Consider the following 20,232-nt stretch of genomic DNA (forward strand, 5'->3'; position numbering starts at 1 on the left):
TGGAAAGCTGTTTTAAGGCAGAATAAGAACTATATGTTTCTATAAAATATACACATCGACAATATCAAAGGAGTGAGAAGGGATGACAAGTTTTGATGATTATGTAAAATGGAGACGTCTTTTTCATCAATATCCTGAAGTATCAGATTATGAATATGAAACAACTAAAAAAATTAGAACTATTTTGGAATCATATGATATTAAAATATTAGATTTGCCGTTGGATACAGGTTTAGTTGCTGAAGTCGGACAAGGTGAGCAGTTTATAGCGGTACGTACTGATATAGATGCTTTACCTATAATTGAACAAGTTGAACATGATTTTAAATCGACTGCAGAAGGCGTAATGCATGCTTGTGGTCATGATATTCATATGGCAAGTATTTTAGCCGTAGCAATAAAACTTAAAGCTATGGAAACGCAATTAAATGGTCGTGTACGCATTATTTTTCAACCTGCAGAAGAAATAGCACATGGCGCATATAGTATTACTAATACTGGAGCATTGGAAGGTGTGAAAGCAGTATTAGGTTATCACAATTATCCTTCATTAGCTGTCGGTGAATTTGCTATCAAACAAGGAACGGTGACCTCAGCAGTAGACCGTTTTGAAATAACAATCCATGGTAAAGGTGCACATGCTGCTAAACCTGAACAAGGTAATGATCCAACAATCGTCTTAGGCCAACTCATTACTAGTATTCAATCAATAGTAAGTCGGAATTTATCTGCCTTTGATCAAGGTGTCGTGACTATCGGTGAAGTGTCTTCAGGTAATACATGGAATGTAATTGCTGACAATGCTTATGTACAAGGTACAGTACGTACGTTTGACGCGGAAGTACAACATTTAATAGAACAACGTTTACAACAAATATGTGATGGCCTTGCGCAAACTTTTGATGTGGAAATTGAGCTAACTTATCATAAACTACCGGGAGCAGTGGTAAATGATGAACAACTAACACAGGATGCTATCGATGTGGCTCGTAACGTTGGTTATAACGTCACAATAATGGATAAACCGTTAACTATAGGAGAAGATTTTTCAGGTTTTTCAAACCAGTACCCAAGTGTATTTGCATTTATTGGGTCAGATAGTATGTATGATTTACATCACCCAAAATATGATCCGAACGAAGAAATATTACGATTAGTACCTGATTATTTTGTAGCATTTGTCCAAAAATTATTAAACGAATGAATGGTATAATATGTAATTGCTACCAGCGTTTTGGGGTAAACAAAAGTATAAAAATTTAATAGGCGAGTGTGTTTATGTCTAATATAAATCTAAGAATTAAATTTTCTAATGCTGATTTACTACAACAAGAATAATTAGTACGGGAATACCCCTTGATTTATGGCGGTAAAATGTCTTATCAAGGTTATGAAATTCTATTGGTATACAAATAGATTAAACATAAGAGTAACTTGTATTAGCATTGAATTTTGTTAGTATTTGGAATCGCTTATTATTGAATTAGGAGTATGAACAAATGAAAAGAATTGACCCACAAGGATTAACTAAAAAACAGAATTATAAATTATTAAGTGGTAGTGTCATTCCGAGACCCATTGCTTTTGTCACGACTCAAAGCGAAACCGGCGTAATGAATGCAGCACCATTTAGTTTTTTTAACGTGGTGAATAGTGCGCCCCCAATGATAATGATTTCAACAACGCGAGCAAATGGGAAAAGAAAAGATACCTCAGTAAATATAGAGCAAACCGGACAATTTGTTGTTCATATTACAGATAATAATATTGTAGAAGAAGTAAATAAGACGGCAGCTCCTATTGCTATAGAATTAAATGAATTAGAAAGAACATCATTAAATCTTGTGGATTCTGAAGCAGTAGATGTACCAGGGATTGCACAAGCTAAAGTACGTATGGAGTGTAAGCTGGATAGAATCATCCCACTAGGTGATAAGCTTGAAGGTTCTGATCTTATTATTGGTGAAGTAGTCATGTTTCATATAGCTGATGATGTATATTTTGAAGACAGTAAAATAAACCCTGACACTTTACAAGCTGTTAGTAGATTAGCTGGTAATGATTATGCTCACATAGGTGAAACATTTACGATAATTAGACCAAACAATTAATTTTATAGTTACTCAGTTAATAGTTTAGCTACAAACTGTTGACGTACTATCTAAAATGTTGTAACGTAATAACGAATTTAAATAGCTTATCAAGAGAAGTGGAGGGACTGGCCCTAGGAAGCTTCGGCAACATGGTAATGCGTGTGCCAATTCCAGTAGCAGCAAACATACTGCTAGAAGATAAGATGACAAGGTCTAATGCCGCTCTTTTCTTCAATAAGGAAAGAGCTTTTTTAATATGAAGAAAGTAGGTTAGTTATGAGTAAATTACAACAAGGTAGTTTTTGGGCACTATCGCCATTAATAGTATTTGTACTATTATTTTTAGGCGTTGGTATTATTACAGGTGATTTTACTACGATGCCATTAAATGTAGCAATTGTCATTGCTTCAATTTTTGGTTTGGTACAAAATAGGAAAAAGCCATTTGGTGAAAAAATAGATATTTTTACAAAAGGTGCAGGTCATCCTAATATTATTTTAATGGTGTTGATCTTTATTTTAGCGGGTGCCTTTTCACAAACAACGGAAGATATGGGAGGCGTACAATCTACTGTTAATCTCGGATTAACATTGATACCTGAGAATTTATTAATTGTAGGGTTGTTTGTAATTTCGATGTTTGTATCGATTTCAATGGGGACATCAGTTGGTACTGTTGCAGCCATTGCCCCAGTAGGTTTTGGACTTAGTCAAGCGACAGACATATCTTCAGCAATTACTATGGCTACAGTAGTAGGCGGTGCCATGTTTGGTGATAATTTATCTATGATTTCAGATACTACTATTGCAGCAGTACGTACTCAAAAAACAAAAATGAGCGACAAATTTAAAGTCAATTTTAAAATTGTTCTGCCGGGTGCACTCTTAACTATTATCGCGCTATGGTTTTTGACACAAGGTACACAAGTTGCTGACACAAAAAATTATGATTTTAACTTTATTAAAGTATTGCCTTATCTTATGGTCTTAATTTTAGCGATAGTAGGGGTTAATGTTGTAATTGTGTTAATAGGTGGTACGTTATTATCAGCAATTATAGGTCTGATTGATGGTTCATTTAAGTGGACGAGTTTATTACAATCTATTTCTAAAGGTATTATAGGTATGGAAGATATTGCCATCATTGCATTAATGATTGGTGGACTTGTAGCACTTATCCAACATAATGGCGGCATTGCATGGTTATTGAATTTTGTTCGGAATAGAGTGAAATCAAAGCGTGGGGCAGAGTTAGGTATAGCTGGTTTAGTAAGTACAGCTGATATTTCTACAGCTAATAATACAATTTCAATATTGATGGCAGGCCCATTAGCAAAAGATATTGCTGACGAGTATGATGTGGATCCAAGAAAATCCGCAAGTATTTTAGATATTTTCGCTAGTTGTTTCCAAGGAATCCTACCATATAGTCCACAACTTATTGCTGCTGCAGGTGTAGCAAAAGTATCTCCATTAGAATTGGTGCCATATAGCTTTTATCCAATGCTATTAGGTCTTTGTGGCTTAGTTGCTATTTTCTTAAAACTACCAAAATTAAAACCAAAAACACAAAAGTAGCGATTACTTTGACGTTCTAGTGTTTTGACGATAAAATATATTAGTTAATAACTATAACTACTAATTTTATTTGAAACGTTACAGTTTTGAATTGATGAGTATTACGGTAAGATAAAGGTAAGATTAAAGGTAGGTGACTATTTTGGCCAAGTACAACATTGAGAATGATAATGTGCAAGTACAATTGGAACGATTGTTTAAAGTTGAACCAGAATTGGTATATCAAGCTTGGACTGAGCAACAATTTTTGAAACGTTGGTTTATGACTTCTGAACGGACGAATCAAAGTATAACAATTGATGCGCGTGAAGAAGGTAAATATGAAATTGTTGATGTACGCAAAGGGAAAGCAAATAGAGTCCAAGGGACATTCGTTACCCTTGAACCGCATGACTATATTGAAATGACAATCGGCATGCCAGAACTGAGTGATGGTGAAGATACTATTCAAGTTGAAATATTTGAGCGTGAAGCTGGTATTACACAAATGCTATTTACGTATAGTGCGATAGTTCCTAAAGAGCGACGATTGACGCAATTAGAATATAAGCAAAAGAAAAAAGAATATCATGATTCAACAGCTCATGGTTTCGAAATGTTATTCGATAGGCTACAGGAAACAATTGAAGACTATCGTGAAAATTATAAAAATATTTAAAGAATAAATTAAAATTATAGTGCGCGGAATATAAATACAACAATTTAGTATATATAAATAGGTGACTATATGCTGAACACATTTATATACTAAGTATTAGCAATCTAGTCACCTTGATAATAGACGAAGCAATATGGCAGACAGTAATGTTTGATATCGCTTCGTCTTTTTTATGTGAAATTTTGTTGCACCATACGTTCGTGGTATTTGCGTAGTACAGTTTCAAAAAATATATGATAGCTAATAAAGCTTGAATAATCGGTACCATCTGTTAAATAGAAAGTATTACTAGAAACATAAATATTATAATTGGCTTTTTGTGCTAAATTGTTATCTTTTAACGTTGTGATAGAAAAGAAATATTTTTGTCTCACTTGCAAATAATTGGTGATCTCGGTTAATTGCTGTGATTCACCTGATAAAGAAATAATGAAGAAAATATCTTTATTTGTCGATTTATTTAATATCATTTTAAATTCATGAATATCATGTAAGACTATTACATTTTTATGGATAGTTAATAGTATACGTCGAGCTTCCTGTGCTACGTTCATTTGAGCTAAACCTGTACCATATAAATAAATCGTGTCTGCGTGGTAGATTTTATCTGTAATTAAGTGATAATCCACACGTTCCAAGTATGAGAATGTATTGGATATTTCTTGTTTGAATTGGTCTATGGAATCGGATGGTAACTGTGAGGGATGTTCTGTTTCAAACTTTAAGTATGACTTGAAATCACTATAACCATCGAATCCTAATTTTTTAGTAAACCGGTGTATTGAAGCATTGGAAGCATGCGTACGTGCAGCAAGCTCTTGGATTTTCATAGTTTTACATTCTCGTATATGTGTATTTACATAATGTGCAATTTGTATATCGTTATCGTTTAACTTTTCGAAATTGTTATTTAAGCGTTCGTCTAGTAACAACGCATTCACCTCTTCATAATTGAAAATATTTCCTTCATTTGAAAATATAATCTGATTATACAAAAGATTTCAATTTTAAGTCAAACCCTTGTTTATATGTAAGCGTTTACCTTAAGATGTTGTTAAGACATACAACTTGTATACGGTCAAAGTTGTAAATAACAGTATTTGATTAATGAGATTTAATTTTATGAATTGGGGTGGCAGTAATGAATGCTATAAAACGTTTTGGTAGTGCCATGATTGTACCGGTACTTATGTTTGCTTTCTTTGGTATTGTACTAGGATTTGCTACATTATTTAAAAATCCAGCAATTATGGGAAGTATAGCAGAGGATGGAACAACTTGGTTTAAAATATGGTCAGTGATTGAATCGGGTGGCTGGACAATTTTCAATCATATGGAAATTGTGTTTGTAGTAGGTTTACCTATTTCACTAGCTAAGCGAGCACCGGGACATGCTGCGTTAGCTGCATTAATGGGATATTTAATGTTTAATACTTTTATTAATGCGATTTTAACGCAATGGCCACATACATTTGGTGCCAATTTAGAAAAAGGCGTAGAAAACGTTACAGGATTAAAAGCTATTGCCGGTATTGAAACATTAGATACAAATATTTTAGGTGGTATTATTATTTCCAGTATAGTGACTTGGATACATAATAGATACTACAATAAAAAATTACCTGAAATGCTAGGTGTCTTCCAAGGATTAACGTTTGTAGTAAGTATTTCATTTTTTGTTATGCTTCCTATGGCGTTGCTTACTTGTATTGTATGGCCTACGATTCAAGCTGGTATAACATCATTACAAGGATTTATTGTAGGCTCTGGTTTTATTGGCGTCTGGTTATTCCATTTCCTAGAACGGGTGTTGATTCCAACAGGACTACATCATTTTATTTACGCTCCAATAGAAGTAGGACCAGTAGTAGTAAATCATGGTTTAAAAGCAGAATGGTTTAAACACGTTAATGAATTTGCCAATAGTACTAAACCATTAAAAGAACAGTTTCCATACGGCTTTATGTTACAAGGTAACGGTAAAGTATTCGGATCAATTGGTATAGCGTTGGCAATGTATTCAACTACACCTGCTGAAAACAAGAAGAAAATTGCAGCTTTACTTCTTCCAGCAACATTAACAGCTGTGGTAGTAGGTATTACTGAGCCATTAGAATTCACATTCTTATTTATTGCTCCATATTTATTTGTATTACATGCAATCCTATCAGCATCAATGGATACAATTATGTATGGCTTTGGTTTAGTAGGAAACTTTGGTGGCGGACTTATTGATTTCTTTGCTACAAATTGGATTCCACTAGCACAAAACCATTGGTTAACTTATGTTATCCAAATAATTATTGGTTTAATCTTTACAGGTATATATTTTGTAGTATTTAGATTTTTAATATTGAAATTTAATATACCATTACCAGGTCGTGATAAAGAGAAATCAGAAGTGAAGTTATATAGTAAGCAAGATTACAAAGAAAAACAAGGTGCTAATGATTCTGTTTATGCAGCTACAGGCGATGAATATACTGATAAAGCGAATTACTATTTACAAGGATTGGGTGGCGCAGAGAACATTAAAGATGTCACAAATTGTGCGACGAGATTACGCTTAACAGTGAAAGACCAAGAAAAAGTAGAAGATAATGATTACTTTATTCATAATCAGATGGCACATGGATTAGTAAAAAGTGGTAAAAACGTTCAAGTTATTGTTGGAATGTCAGTACCACAAGTAAGAGAAGCATTTGAAAATATGGTATTTACTGAAGATGAAGCATAATAAAAGTAGAGTGAGACAGAGATCTAATGGTAATAAAAAGTTTTCGTGGTCTCCTCTCCGTCTATAATGACTAAAGTAAAAAGATTAAGTTAAGCATATTTTCAGTTCGGTCATCTATGGGCATTATGAAAAGAGACTGGGACGAATTAATTTCGTCCCAGTCTCTTTTTGTACTTAGTTTTTAGCACGGTTACGTTAAAGTTCAAGTAATTAATGTAACTTTAAATTGATGTTATACAATAAACGTAAATTATTACGATATATGTGATTTCATTTTGTGTGCAACGCGTGGAAAATAAATTGCTTTAAGTATATCAATATTACGGATAGCAATGTGATAAATAATTTTTGAAAATGTATCAGCAGAACAGTGTAAGTTAATGCGATTTTTTGTGAATGTATAGGATAGAGCTTCTGTATTGTCTAACACGTTAATAATATCTATAACTTTATCTTTGATGAATGCATCATTTAAACCATCAATTTGTAATTCAAAGCGCTTTGAAGATAATGGCAATTGAGTTGAATCGAATAATGTATCGAGTTCTGATGAAGTTAAAATTTGAAAGATTGTGTAGTTGTGCAGACTGAGATAAGTGATAACATATGGTAACTGTTGCTTCGGTAAAATAATTTCTACTGTGTAAATTGAGTTATTCTTTTTTATTGAGTGTTGTATGGACTTACAAAAAGTAATCTGGCGCAATAATTTTAATAACTTATTACGTTGTTTGCGCTTTGTTAATTCCCCAATATTTAAGATATAAGTCTCAGTTTTATCTATAAACATCAAAACCCTCCGAACTGAAAAATAATATATGAAGTGTAATTAGCATAATATTTTAATGGAGTTTTATTTTTTACCCATTTCTAATTCTATTAAATTGTACCACTCTTTTTTCTTTCTGACACTAGGTCTTTGGAATGAACAATATAAATCTAAATCTTTGCAATTTTCTGAAAACGTATTGTGCTAAATTCTAAAATGTGATACATTTTTCTTTATTACTATTAAAAGGGAAGTGTTGAATGATGTTAACAAAGGTAAGTAGATTCGCAACCAACACATTCTTGTTCTGGATGTTACTCGCTGCCATTATAGGTTTTGTCTTTCCAGCGCAATTAGCGACAGTGAGTCAATTTGTACCTTATTTATTAGGGATTGTTATGTTGGGGATGGGGTTAACTATTGACCCTAAAGATTTTAAAATTATTTTTCAAGCACCGCGTGCTGTTATTATAGGCGTCATACTGCAGTATACAATTATGCCCATAACTGCATTTGCCATTGCTAAAATATTTAATTTACCACCTGAGATAGCTATCGGCGTCATTTTAGTAGGATGTTGTCCGGGGGGGACTTCGAGTAATGTTATGAGTTATTTAGCGAATGCCAATGTAGCATTATCAGTAGCGATAACAAGTGTCTCTACATTATTAGCACCCATTATCACACCAGCTTTAATCTTTCTATTTGCTAATCAATGGTTAGAGGTTTCATTTGGAAGTATGTTGTGGTCAGTGGTACAAGTAGTATTAATACCTATTATTATTGGTTTTGTTTTACAGAAACTATTTAAGAATCTTGCTACAACTACTGCTACTGCATTACCCATTGTCTCTGTGGTAGCCATTTCGCTTATTTTGGCCTCTGTTGTCGGTGGCAGTAAATCACAAATATTACAAACTGGCTTACTGATTTTTGGAGTAGTTATACTGCATAATATTATTGGCTATGCTTTAGGTTATACATTTGCTAAACTATTTAAATTAGATAGAGCTGATAAAAAGGCAGTATCGATTGAAGTAGGTATGCAAAATTCTGGATTAGCTGTATCTCTGGCAACAGTCCATTTTAATCCGTTAGCAGCAGTACCTGGAGCGGTATTTAGTTTGATACATAATATATCGGGTCCTATTTTAGCTAGATATTGGTCTAAAAAATAACTAAGTGACTTTATACTAAAATAATGTATGTTTGTGAGACGCTTTTTACTTAATGGGGAGAGAGCGTCTTTCGTTTTGCTAGAGTGTTACAAAATAAAATATGATAGACTAAATTAAGAAACATATCATTAAGGAGGTATGACCATGTATAAAGCTGTAGTATTTGATTTTGATGGCACAATTATAGATACTGAGAAACATTTATTTACAATTATTAATAAACACTTATTAGCACATGAATGTACACCTTTATCACTTGATTACTATAGGTCTTCTATAGGCGGTGCAGCTACTGAATTACATGACTACTTAGAGAAGGAATTAGGTAAAGAGGCTAAAGAGGCAATCTACACAGACCACAATCGTACGAGTGTCGATCTACCTATCGATGACGAGATTGAACAACTAATGATCTTTTTAAAACAACATCATATTCCAATGGCAATTGCTACAAGTAGTTATCGCGCGGATATTCAACCAACATTCGATAAGCTAGGTTTAGAGCAGTATATAGATGTGATAGTAGGGCGAGAAGACGTTGCAGAAGTTAAGCCTAATCCTGAATTATATTTAACTGCAGTACAACGTTTAAATTATAACCCTGTGAACTGTTTAGCAATAGAGGATTCCGTTAATGGTGCAACTGCAGCAGTTACAGCTGGATTAGATGTCGTTGTAAATACGAATGATATGACAGTAGCACAAGATTTTAGTTCGGTCCCATTCATCGGTAAAAATGTAACCGCACGTGAAATTATTGCTGATTATTTTACTAAATAAGAAGGTACGTCATTATGAATTTATATATTTTACTTTTGTTTTTAGGAGGTCCATTAATACTTGCTATCGGTAATTTAGTGTTGGGCCCAATTTTTAACAAAACAATACCATTTCATATTCAAGTGAGATCATTTTTTATAGGTTCAGTTGTATATCTATTAGGTGCAACTGCATTGTATTATTTGATATTGCAATATCAGTTTTAATCATAAGCGACCATTGTTAACGAGACAACTAGTATTCAATCGTTGATACAACAGTGACACATAAATAAAAGCAACCCAATTGCTAAATAATTTAGAAATTCGGTCGCTTAATAGACATGTATATTTTTAGTTACTTAAAAAATTGAAAAGCTAACGTTACAATTACTAGGACCAGTAAAATTGCATCTATGCCAATCATAATTGCAAATCTAGGATTTTTTTCACCAGTTTGCTTACTGTTTTTAACTGCTTTGAGGTTAGGAATGAGACTCACAATTAATAAAATGATAATAACGATACCTAAAAAGATACTCACTTCGAATCACCTCCGTTACGCTTTGATTCGATAAAGACCCAAATATAACCAGCAATTACGCCTATAAGCAAGCCTGCTATGATACCAATTTTGATAGCTCCAAACAGACTACTTATTAAAATACTAAGCAACATTGCAATGGGTATGGTTGTACCAAATTTGAACTTTAATTCAGGTGTATGCATCATAGAAAATAATGTGAAGTATAAAATTGCTAGCACACATGTTGCTAATATTGATTTACCTATAAGTGGCGCTACATTGACATTTTGAGAGCCAAAGTAATTCAAAAAGAAAAATAGTAAACCAAAAACGATTGATGTATATATTGTACGGCGTAGTAATTGTTTATTCATAAGGGACTCCTTTAAGTTAAAGCTAAATTGAATTATAACATATCATATTTAAGTGCAAGTGTATTGTGTAATGCGACTGTGCGTTGATTATTACATTTTGTAAGAATCCAATAATTAAAAAAATACATTTTGCAATTATTGTAAAAATATTATAGAATAAATAGCGGGAAATGAAAACGCTTTCATATACAAAAAATATTGTTTAAATTTTTAGAATTTATAGTATAATAGCGACATGCATAGGTGTTGTTTCTCACTTATATTTGAAAGAGATGGGGTTTAAATAAAATGAATGAAGAACATGAATTACATAGGGGGCTAAGTGCGCGTCAAATTAGAATGATTGCACTTGGTGGAACTATAGGTGTTGGACTATTTATGGGGGCTACAAGTACAATTAAATGGACGGGACCTTCAGTAATATTTGCATATTTAATTGCAGGTATCTTTTTATTTTTAGTAATGAGAGCTATGGGTGAGATGGTTTATCTATATCCAACTACAGGTTCCTTTGCAAACTTTGCGAGTGATTACATACATCCGGTCGCAGGTTATTTGACTGCTTGGAGTAACATTTTCCAATGGGTAGTCGTCGGGATGAGTGAAGTTATAGCTGTAGGACAATATATGAATTATTGGTTCCCGGATTTACCACAGTGGATTCCTGGAGTCATTGTCGTTGCATTGTTATTATGCGCAAATTTAGTTTCGGTTAAAGCTTTTGGTGAATTTGAGTTTTGGTTTGCAATGATTAAGGTAGTAACAATAATTCTTATGATTATTGCAGGTTTCGGCATTATCTTCTTTGGTTTAGGTAATGGTGGCGAAGCGATTGGCTTATCTAATTTATGGGCTAATGGTGGGTTCTTCCCAAATGGATGGCTTGGATTCTTCTTTGCATTATCTATCGTTATCGGTTCATACCAAGGTGTAGAATTAATTGGTATTACTGCTGGTGAAACAAAAGATCCACAAAAAAATATTAAAAGCGCTGTAAACGGTGTAATTTGGCGTATACTTATTTTCTATGTTGGTGCTATCTTTGTTATTGTAACTGTTTATCCTTGGGATGAACTTGGTAATCTAGGAAGTCCTTTCGTAGCAACATTCGCTAAAGTAGGTATTACTATTGCAGCTGGTTTAATTAACTTTGTTGTATTAACTGCAGCGATGTCAGGTTGTAACTCTGGTATATTCAGTGCTAGTCGTATGGCGTATACATTAGCACAGCGCAGTCAAATGCCTAAGATTTTCTTGAAAGTAATGAAAAATGGTGTGCCTGTTTATACTGTAACAGCAATTGCTATCGGTATTTTAATTGGTGCATTACTTAACGTAATCTTGCCAATGTTTATCGAAGGTGCAGATAGTATTTTTGTTTATGTATATAGTGCATCAATCTTACCAGGTATGGTACCTTGGTTTATGATATTAATCAGCCATTTACGCTTCCGTAAAGGGAACCCTGCTTTATTAGAAGGCCATCCTTTCAAAATGCCTGGAGGCGCGTTATCAAATTATATAACAATGGCATTTTTAATTATTGTACTTATCGGTATGTTATTTAATAAAGAAACAGTTGTTTCAGTAGTAATTGGTATTATTTTCTTAGCGTTTATGACAACTTTCTATTTTGTGAAAGGTTATCATAAACAACAAGATTAAATTTAATAATTTTCTCGTTTGTACTTTAAGACTACTTTAAAGGCGAACTATGAAATTAAAAACAAGTGAGTTGATAAATCGAAGTAATGCTTCGATTTATCGCTCACTTGTTTACATTAAACCGTCTTATTTACACAAACTTAATGTTATCTCAATAGTATCTCAAAAAAAGTTTATTAAAATAAACCATAGATTAACAAATACATATCCTAAAGGAGTTTTTTAGCATGAATATGTGGAAGAAAATTGCGACATTATCGTTAGCGACTTCTATAGCTGCTAGTTCTATTGGAACGTCTTCAATCTCTCAAGCGTCAAGTAAAGAATCAGCAAAAAACAAAGACGAAGTATCATACGTTGGGAACACTAAAAATCCTAAAAACGTGATTTTCCTAGTGGGCGATGGCATGGGACCTTCGTATAATGCAGCATATCGTTATTTTGCAGATGACCCAAATACAAAAGAGATGGACAAAACAGCTTTTGATGAACATTTAGTCGGTACACAACGTACAAATCCCAATGATCCAAAAGAAAATGTTACTGACTCCGCAGCAGGTGCTACAGCATTCAGTTCTGGTCATAAAACATTTAATGGTGCTATTGGAGTAGATGCCAATAAGCAAAAAGTTAAAACTGTATTAGAACAGGCTAAAGAAAATGGTAAATCAACTGGATTGGTGTCAACTGCTGAAATTACAGATGCTACACCGGCAGCTTATGCTTCTCACGTAGATGATCGTGATAAAAAAGACGAAATCGCACAACAATTTTATAATGATAAAATAAATGGTGAACATAAAGTAGATGTCTTACTAGGTGGTGGCTCAGAATACTTTGGTAAAGATAACGGTGATTTAACTAAGAAATTTAAAAAAGATGGTTATGATATTGTTAAAAACAAAAATGACTTGAAGAACTCTAAAGGAGATCAAGTATTAGGATTGTTTGCTAAAAATGATATGCCATTAAACATAGATGCACCTAATAAAAATCCAGAACTTGTAGATATGGAAAAAAGTGCATTAGACCGTTTATCTAAAAATGATAAAGGTTTCTTCTTAATGGTTGAAGGTGCTTCAATTGATAAAGCAGGACATCCTAATGATGTTACAGGTGTAATGTCAGAAATGGGCGGATTTGAAAAAGCATTTAAACATGCAACCGAATATGCCAAATCTAACCCTGATACACTTGTCGTAGCTACAGCTGACCACTCTACTGGTGGCATGTCAATCGCTAAGGGCGAAGATTATGAATGGAATCCAGATGCGATTCATAGTATGAAGCATTCTGGTAAATATATGACAGAACAAATTGCAGATGGTAAAAATCCAGAAAAAGTAATTAATGAAGGTTACGGCTTCGATATTTCTAAAGATAACATGTCGGATATTAAAGAAGAAGCTGAAAATATGAAAGGGTTAAAAGAAGACGATTCTGAATACGAAGATCAATTACAAAAATTACAGGACGCGATTCAAAAACCTATCAATGATAAATCTAATACTGGTTGGACAACTTATGGGCATACTGGTGAAGATGTAAATACCTATGCAATGGGTCAAGGTTCAGAAAAATTCAAAGGTAATATTGATAATACAGACAATGCCAAAAATATTTTTGAATTCTTCCAACAATAAACAATGAAGTAATAAAAGCAAAGTGCTAATTACAGCACTTTGCTTTTATTTTGTTGGCAGTTTTTTGTGCACGCTTTCCGCGATCACTGCCTTAGCCTGTAGTCTTCGGCTAGTGCTATTCCCGCAGGAGTCCGCCCAAATCACTGCCAATAATATATAAATTATGCACTCCAACAATAGAAAAAAATCAGTGATGCAAAAAAGCAACAAGGTCGGAAAGGGAAACGATACAGAGGAATTATAAAAGTTTCCATGGATACTACACTAATTTGTGGAATCATGAATCTTAAAAAATGGCAATGTGGTTATTAAAAGGAGTGGTAATGCTCTGAAAGACTACTGGTATTTAATAAAATCATCCAATAGATATAAATAGAGGAACCTTAGTCACGTTCACCTAAAGTTTGTCTACATTTTGAAAGCAAAGTGCTTATTACAGCACTTTGCTTTTTAATGTTTGAATTTAATTTTTGAGATATGTTTATGATAATTATTAAGTGCCATTTTTGACTGTGTTATAGCATCTAAAACTTCATTATAATTCAAAGCGATAAAGCGATAATATAATATATCTACAGTGAATAATTGGGCAAATAATGAAGTAGTAGCAGCCATACGTAATTCATTTTCATCGGTTGTACCATAGATGATTGTAAAATTAGCATGTGAAGCAATGTAATTATTATAAGAGCTTGTTATTGTAATAATATTAATATGATAATCATTGGCGACTTTAATCATTGCTTGTAACTCACTATGATTACCTTGATTGGTAATAAAAATAATACAGTCTTGTTCACCGTGTGTTGCGAGTGTAGTCATAAACAAATGTGTTTCTTTAATTAATCTGACCGGCAATCCAATTCGCGAAAACTTTTGAAACAAATCTTCTGCTGTAATGGAAGAAGCACCATAACCAAACAAAAAGATTGTCTTAGCATGTTTTAATGCATAGCAGACTTGATCAACGATATTGGCGTTAATATGTTGTGCTGCAGCGTGCATTGTACTTGTTGCGCGCGAAATCATTTTATTGGTGAGTGTTTCTACTGATTCTCCAGCTTTCAGTTCGATATGATGATTACTCATATTATCAGTAGGTAAGTATCTAGAAATAGCAATTTTTAAGTCTTGAAACCCCTGAGTAGACATTTTCTTACTAAATCTTACGATGGAAGCGGTGCTTGTATTTACAGTTTCCGCTAAATCTTGTACTGACATGGAAATAATGTGTTGCGGTGATTGTAAAATATAGTCTGCAATTTTCTTCTCGCTTTTGGTTAATTCAAAATATTTGTTATCGATTTGATGGAAAATATTTGTCATAATTAATCACCTAAATGGTCAGATTCTCGCATAGCTTTTGTCGTTCCGAGTAAATAAGTGAAAACAAATCCACCTAAATAAGCAGCGAGTAAACCAGCTATATAGCCTAAATACATGTGATCAGAAATGAGTGGTAATAATGAGATACCACTAGGTCCAATAGCGGTAGAACCAATATGTCCGATGCCACCTATGACAGCACCACCTATACCGCCTCCTATACATGCTGTAAAGAAAGGTCTACCTAGTGGTAATGTAACACCATATATTAAAGGTTCTCCGATACCTAAAAATCCAACTGGTAGTGCACCTTTCAATGTATTGCGTAATGTTTGATTTTTGCGACATCTTACCCATAATGCTAAGGCAGCACCTACTTGACCGGCACCAGCCATTGCTGCTATTGGTAATAAATAAGTTGCGCCAGTTTGGTTAATCATTTCGATATGAATAGGGGTGAAGATATGGTGTAAACCGAGCATCACAAGTGGTAGGAAAAAGGCACCTATGATAAATCCACTGAAAATACCACCTATACCAATAATCCAATTAATAACAAAAACTAAACCAGATGAAATAAAGCCAGCCAGTGGCATTATGATAAAGATTGTTAATAGACCAATAATAAATAATGTAACAGTTGGTGTCACTATAATATCGACTACATTTGGTACGATTTTATGCAATCTTTTTTCTACTATACTGAGTAACCATACAGCGAAGATAACTCCAATAATACCACCTTGTCCTGCTTGTAGTGGCTCTCCGGTAAAAATGTTAGTAATCATATTTTTATCGGTTAGTCCTGTTAGCAATGTAGTACCACCGATTACACCACCAAGACCAGGAGTTGCGCCAAATTCTTTTGCTGCATTAATACCGGTGAATATCGCTAAGTAAGCTAACATACCATCTTTAATGACATTGAAAACTGTCACAAGTTGTGTTATCCAATCACCTGAAATTTGACCAGCTTGCATTAAATTACTTAGAACAGCGGCTATACCACCAATTAAACCTGCCCCAATAAATGCTGGTATTAAAGGTATAAATATATTAGCAATAGTTTTGAGGAGTTTGTTGAATTTACCACGCTTTTGTTTTTGTTGATATGATTCCTTATTGATCTTTGCTTTTGCTTCAGCTGCAGCTTTATAATCGTGCGGTATCGTGTCACCTAATGGCACACCACTCTTAGCTGCCATTTCGTTAGCTACTTTATTTACGGTTCCTGGACCGACAATGACTTGGATGCGGTCATCATGAACAACTCCCATTACACCATCAATTGCTTTTAAATTATCGAATTCTACTTTACTTTCGTCATGAACTTTTATACGTATGCGCGTCATACAATTAATTATGTTGTCTATATTTTCCATACCACCGACGTTATCAATAATTGAATGCGCTAATTTTTTTTCATTTGCCATACTATCACCCGCTTTGTTTAATTTATGATTGTATTGCTTGTTTAATTACACCGTTATGTGCACTTAATTTCGCTTCAGCTGCAGATTTATCTATATTACATAAATGCATTACTACTGCTACTTTTAAATTTTGATTAGCTTTGTCGTATAGTTGCTGTGCTTGTGTTGAATTAATATCACAAATATCTTGAATGATACCGATTGCTCTGTGTACAAGCTTTTCATTTGTTGGTCGAACATCAATCATTAAATTATCATAGACTTTACCACAACGTACCATCGTAATCGTGGAAATCATATTCAATATTAACTTTTGTGCAGTTCCAGATTTTAAGCGTGTAGAACCAGTTAATACCTCGGGACCAACATTAACTTCTAGGGGATAATCAGCGTGTTTACTAATTTCACTTGCTGTATTACAAGAAATTGCTACGGTTTGTGCGCCTATAGATTGTGCATATTGCAAGCCGCCTATAACATACGGTGTTCTACCACTTGCTGCAATACCAATGACGACATCCATTGAAGTTAAAGCTAAATCTTTTAAATCTGTTGCTCCTAATGTCTCGTTATCTTCGGAACCTTCAATTGCAGTTGTCATAGCTTTTTCGCCACCTGCGATAAGTCCGATGATGTCAGTAGGTTCAGTGTTGAAAGTAGGAACGCATTCTGCAGCATCTAATACACCTAATCTGCCACTTGTGCCAGCGCCCATATAAATTAATCTTCCTCCTTTACTAAATTGTGTTGCCGTCAAGTTGATAATGTTACTGAGCGTCGGGATAACTTGTTTGATTGCTTGAGGTACACGTTGATCTTCTTCATTCATAATAGTTAGTGCATCTTCAATGCTCATTTCATCTAAGTGCATCGTAGCTTCATTTCTATTTTCAGTCGTTAAATGTTTCATTGTCTGCAACTCCTTTTTGAAATTCAAATGTATCATTTGGCTTTATCAATGGTATGAGAGGGTGATCTGCTGCAGAGATACGTGCCACGCAATTCACATGTGGATGTTTTGGTAAATCTTCTTTGATAATTTGCAATTCACCTTCATAACGCCCATTTAAATGATTATCTAATGTTATGTCACCGAACACTCTGTTTAAATTATTATTAGGTGCTATTTGCTGAGATTTGTACAATCGAGCTTCTTGCGAGCGTATAGCACTTTCTGGATTATCTGGCCGTGCAGTATGCGATTGAAATAAAATGTCTTCGCTATATGGTTCAATATGGGCAAGCGACAAGATAAAATGACGGTCATGTAACAGTTTTATTAATCTTTCTGCATGATGATTGACTAATGATGTATCTCCAATGATGACACCATCAATACCTGTATCGATTAGGTTTTGTGCACTACATAACGGATGAGTCCATCTCGTTTTTTCAATTGTAGGTAACCCTTTGTGTAAAGGACTACGTTTTTCTGTACCGGCGATAAATCCAAAAATTTCTGCACTTGGATTAAATGTTTTAATAAGTGAATTTTGTGCGGTTACAAACTGTGAACTTAAACCAGTATCTGGACGTGGATAATAATTATGACAATAACTAATTGCTTTGAAGTTAACGACATGGTTGGAAAGGTGAACAAGCAAGGTTGCATCAATTGTGCTGGCATTTAGACAACATTCAAAGTTATGGCGAATGATCTCGTTGACAGTGGTTAATGATGTTTCTGTGTCAATGCGTATTAAAAAACGAGAATTTTGATATTGATGCAATAAGTCATAGAGTTGTTGATTGAGTAACGTAGGTTGTACATCGATAATGTAAGTAATTGAACAATCTTGTAAGTGAGACAATAATTGTTGTAAATATATTAGTTTAGTAGTTTCATCTTCTTCAGGAATTTGAATAGAAGTGAAGATAGTATCATAGCCTAGGCTAATCAAATTATCTATGTAACGTTGATTGATAGGCTGTCCTAAATAAACAGAGAAACCATGCATAGCTATCCCTCCTGATATTTGTAATCGCTTACATTATATTATATTTGAAAATATATTACAATATGAATAATAAACTCATTTCAATATGTAACAATATTTCAGAAATGCGCAAATTGTTCGTAGAGTTTATATACACATATTTGATAATTATCAATATAACTATAAGTATTACCAACAGTCAGTAGGGAAATGGGATTTTGTTGTAAGTCAGTTATCATGTGGAGGTAATTTCGGATGAGTGGGCATTGGTTTGATTGAAAATGAATTGTGGCATAATTATATGCTTGATTAATAAATTGTTGGAGTTCTGTTTGAGTAATTATTATATCTGTATCTTCCATTACTAGTTTATATTTAAAAAGTTCTAATAAAGTGAGTAGGTGCTTGAGTTGATTCTTAATATGACTGTAAACTTGTTTTGACATGAGGCACTCCTTATGAAAATGTAATGAAGTGTTTAAAAGTAAGAAGTATAACTGAAGAAGTGGAAAGGATTGATAATATAAATAAACTAAAGACGCATATTTACATTATCAATCAGATGGATGTTGATTTGGTGTGCAAATATGCGACTTTACTAATAACTAGCGTTTAGCTATATTATGAATTTACATTTCAGCTGGGTTTAAAAACTCTTTATAATTTTTAATTGATATATCATGTGTTTTGATCTTTTTTTCAAAAGAGTATGCGATATCTTGAATAGCAACAATTGGAATTTCATTTGTACGGCCAGATCCTATTTCAAAGACAATCGCTTTCCATAGGCCTTGTTCGCACAGTAATCCAATAAAAATGACATTTTCTGTCTGCGTATGCTCATTAGAATGTGAGTATTCCATTGCCATAACATTACGTTCGGTACAATAAATTAGTAAATCAGAAAATAAGGTTGGTAATATTTCGTGATGTTGGTCATCAAATTTAATGTAACGGTCTAATTTTTTTAAAGTTTTACGCAATTTATTATATGGTAAATTTAAGCATTTTTTTATAATTGCATGAATTTCTTCTTTATATGGAAGAGATGAAATAGATTGGCTTTCATTTAATACTAAAAATAATGCAGAAAGTTGACTTTCTGTAAGTTCAATGGCGTAATTTTGCTGTGCTTCTTGTAACTGGTAACCACCCAATTTACCATGTTTAGCTAATATTTTGACACCTTGGTCTTCTAAATCTTGAATATCTCTTAAGATTGTCCGCTTTGAGACGTCCAAATGTTTAGCTAAATCAGATGCAGAAATTTGTTTATTATGATGAATGGCATTAACAATCTTATTTTGTCGCTCACGCTTATTCATAGAAAGTCACCTCCCATTGATTACATATTACATTTATTATAGCATAAATACGATGGTGACGACATTCTTAGGCATTTTACAAAAAAGTTACAAATAAATTTTTAGAAAACGCTTACATTTTACGAAAGGTTATGTTAATATATAGACAGTAACAAAAGGGGATAGCGATTTAGATTGCAAAGGGGTAGGCTATTACATATAGTTTTTGTTACATATCTAATCGCGCAAGTTA

20 protein-coding genes and 1 riboswitch are annotated in these 20,232 nt (G+C 33.5%); of the genes, 10 read left to right on the forward strand and 10 right to left on the reverse strand.

Features of this window, described 5'->3' with window-relative positions; all coding sequences use genetic code 11:
• Positions 1–82: 82 nt before the first annotated feature.
• The 4 genes from JVU85_RS08365 to JVU85_RS08380 all read left to right on the forward strand — a co-directional run bounded on the left by JVU85_RS08365 (position 83) and on the right by JVU85_RS08380 (position 4,329).
• Complete coding sequence (locus JVU85_RS08365) at positions 83–1,204, forward strand: amidohydrolase (RefSeq protein WP_002510286.1); 1,122 nt, start codon at positions 83–85, stop codon at positions 1,202–1,204.
• A 295-nt stretch (positions 1,205–1,499) separates the two neighbouring features.
• Positions 1,500–2,111 (forward strand): flavin reductase family protein, encoded by a 612-nt coding sequence (locus tag JVU85_RS08370; RefSeq protein WP_021459703.1) that lies wholly within the window; start codon positions 1,500–1,502, stop codon positions 2,109–2,111.
• Between the two features lie 83 nt (positions 2,112–2,194).
• A riboswitch (SAM riboswitch) is annotated at positions 2,195–2,298 on the forward strand.
• A gap of 71 nt (positions 2,299–2,369) precedes the next feature.
• Complete coding sequence (locus JVU85_RS08375; protein ID WP_002510284.1) at positions 2,370–3,671, forward strand: Na+/H+ antiporter NhaC family protein; 1,302 nt, start codon at positions 2,370–2,372, stop codon at positions 3,669–3,671.
• A gap of 142 nt (positions 3,672–3,813) precedes the next feature.
• Positions 3,814–4,329, forward strand: coding sequence for an SRPBCC family protein (locus tag JVU85_RS08380; protein WP_002510283.1), 516 nt, complete (start codon positions 3,814–3,816; stop codon positions 4,327–4,329).
• 170 nt (positions 4,330–4,499) lie between these two features.
• On the opposite strand, the gene JVU85_RS08385 is transcribed toward JVU85_RS08380, so the two are convergent.
• On the reverse strand, positions 4,500–5,261 hold the full coding sequence (locus tag JVU85_RS08385) for a MurR/RpiR family transcriptional regulator (RefSeq protein WP_002510282.1): 762 nt from the start codon (positions 5,259–5,261) through the stop codon (positions 4,500–4,502).
• 209 nt (positions 5,262–5,470) lie between these two features.
• Here JVU85_RS08385 and JVU85_RS08390 point away from each other — a divergent pair, with 209 nt between their 5' ends.
• The gene (locus tag JVU85_RS08390; protein ID WP_002510281.1) at positions 5,471–7,066 is read left to right on the forward strand and encodes an alpha-glucoside-specific PTS transporter subunit IIBC; all 1,596 of its coding nucleotides are present in this window, start codon (positions 5,471–5,473) and stop codon (positions 7,064–7,066) included.
• Positions 7,067–7,319: 253 nt separating this feature from the next.
• Here the strand turns inward: JVU85_RS08390 and JVU85_RS08395 are convergent, their stop codons facing one another.
• On the reverse strand, positions 7,320–7,856 hold the full coding sequence (locus JVU85_RS08395; protein ID WP_002510103.1) for a hypothetical protein: 537 nt from the start codon (positions 7,854–7,856) through the stop codon (positions 7,320–7,322).
• Positions 7,857–8,098: 242 nt separating this feature from the next.
• Here JVU85_RS08395 and JVU85_RS08400 point away from each other — a divergent pair, with 242 nt between their 5' ends.
• The 3 genes from JVU85_RS08400 to JVU85_RS13950 all read left to right on the forward strand — a co-directional run bounded on the left by JVU85_RS08400 (position 8,099) and on the right by JVU85_RS13950 (position 9,999).
• Positions 8,099–9,013 carry a bile acid:sodium symporter family protein gene (locus tag JVU85_RS08400; RefSeq protein WP_002510102.1) on the forward strand — a complete coding sequence of 305 codons (915 nt, stop codon included), beginning with the start codon at positions 8,099–8,101 and terminating at the stop codon, positions 9,011–9,013.
• 144 nt (positions 9,014–9,157) lie between these two features.
• Entirely contained in the window at positions 9,158–9,793 is a 636-nt protein-coding gene (locus JVU85_RS08405) for an HAD-IA family hydrolase (protein ID WP_002510101.1), read from the forward strand.
• Positions 9,794–9,807: 14 nt separating this feature from the next.
• Positions 9,808–9,999 carry a hypothetical protein gene (locus JVU85_RS13950; RefSeq protein ID WP_002510100.1) on the forward strand — a complete coding sequence of 64 codons (192 nt, stop codon included), beginning with the start codon at positions 9,808–9,810 and terminating at the stop codon, positions 9,997–9,999.
• A gap of 130 nt (positions 10,000–10,129) precedes the next feature.
• On the opposite strand, the gene JVU85_RS08410 is transcribed toward JVU85_RS13950, so the two are convergent.
• Complete coding sequence (locus JVU85_RS08410) at positions 10,130–10,315, reverse strand: hypothetical protein (protein WP_002510099.1); 186 nt, start codon at positions 10,313–10,315, stop codon at positions 10,130–10,132.
• A complete protein-coding gene (locus JVU85_RS08415) occupies positions 10,312–10,671 on the reverse strand; it encodes a hypothetical protein (RefSeq protein WP_002510098.1) in 360 nt (119 codons plus the stop codon). The genes JVU85_RS08410 and JVU85_RS08415 overlap by 4 nt, the downstream gene beginning before the upstream one ends.
• Before the next feature lie 288 nt (positions 10,672–10,959).
• Here JVU85_RS08415 and JVU85_RS08420 point away from each other — a divergent pair, with 288 nt between their 5' ends.
• Together JVU85_RS08420 and JVU85_RS08425 are read left to right on the forward strand one after the other, a co-directional pair.
• Positions 10,960–12,336, forward strand: a complete 1,377-nt coding sequence (locus JVU85_RS08420) for an amino acid permease (RefSeq protein ID WP_204171894.1) — start codon at positions 10,960–10,962, stop codon at positions 12,334–12,336.
• A 227-nt stretch (positions 12,337–12,563) separates the two neighbouring features.
• Positions 12,564–13,979 (forward strand): alkaline phosphatase, encoded by a 1,416-nt coding sequence (locus JVU85_RS08425; protein ID WP_021459698.1) that lies wholly within the window; start codon positions 12,564–12,566, stop codon positions 13,977–13,979.
• 450 nt (positions 13,980–14,429) lie between these two features.
• Here the strand turns inward: JVU85_RS08425 and JVU85_RS08430 are convergent, their stop codons facing one another.
• The 6 genes from JVU85_RS08430 to JVU85_RS08455 all read right to left on the reverse strand — a co-directional run bounded on the left by JVU85_RS08430 (position 14,430) and on the right by JVU85_RS08455 (position 20,000).
• Positions 14,430–15,305 carry a MurR/RpiR family transcriptional regulator gene (locus tag JVU85_RS08430; RefSeq protein ID WP_002510095.1) on the reverse strand — a complete coding sequence of 292 codons (876 nt, stop codon included), beginning with the start codon at positions 15,303–15,305 and terminating at the stop codon, positions 14,430–14,432.
• Between the two features lie 2 nt (positions 15,306–15,307).
• Complete coding sequence (locus tag JVU85_RS08435) at positions 15,308–16,738, reverse strand: PTS transporter subunit EIIC (RefSeq protein ID WP_204171893.1); 1,431 nt, start codon at positions 16,736–16,738, stop codon at positions 15,308–15,310.
• Positions 16,739–16,760: 22 nt separating this feature from the next.
• Positions 16,761–17,648, reverse strand: a complete 888-nt coding sequence (gene murQ, locus JVU85_RS08440; protein ID WP_002510093.1) for an N-acetylmuramic acid 6-phosphate etherase — start codon at positions 17,646–17,648, stop codon at positions 16,761–16,763.
• Positions 17,629–18,696 (reverse strand): MupG family TIM beta-alpha barrel fold protein, encoded by a 1,068-nt coding sequence (locus tag JVU85_RS08445; protein WP_103388521.1) that lies wholly within the window; start codon positions 18,694–18,696, stop codon positions 17,629–17,631. The genes murQ and JVU85_RS08445 overlap by 20 nt, the downstream gene beginning before the upstream one ends.
• Before the next feature lie 98 nt (positions 18,697–18,794).
• A complete protein-coding gene (locus JVU85_RS08450) occupies positions 18,795–19,121 on the reverse strand; it encodes a hypothetical protein (protein ID WP_103388520.1) in 327 nt (108 codons plus the stop codon).
• 183 nt (positions 19,122–19,304) lie between these two features.
• Positions 19,305–20,000 (reverse strand): helix-turn-helix transcriptional regulator, encoded by a 696-nt coding sequence (locus JVU85_RS08455; protein ID WP_103388519.1) that lies wholly within the window; start codon positions 19,998–20,000, stop codon positions 19,305–19,307.
• Positions 20,001–20,232 lie beyond the last annotated feature (232 nt).

It is taken from the genome of Staphylococcus sp. GDY8P72P (assembly GCF_016890655.1).
GTDB lineage: Bacteria > Bacillota > Bacilli > Staphylococcales > Staphylococcaceae > Staphylococcus > Staphylococcus arlettae.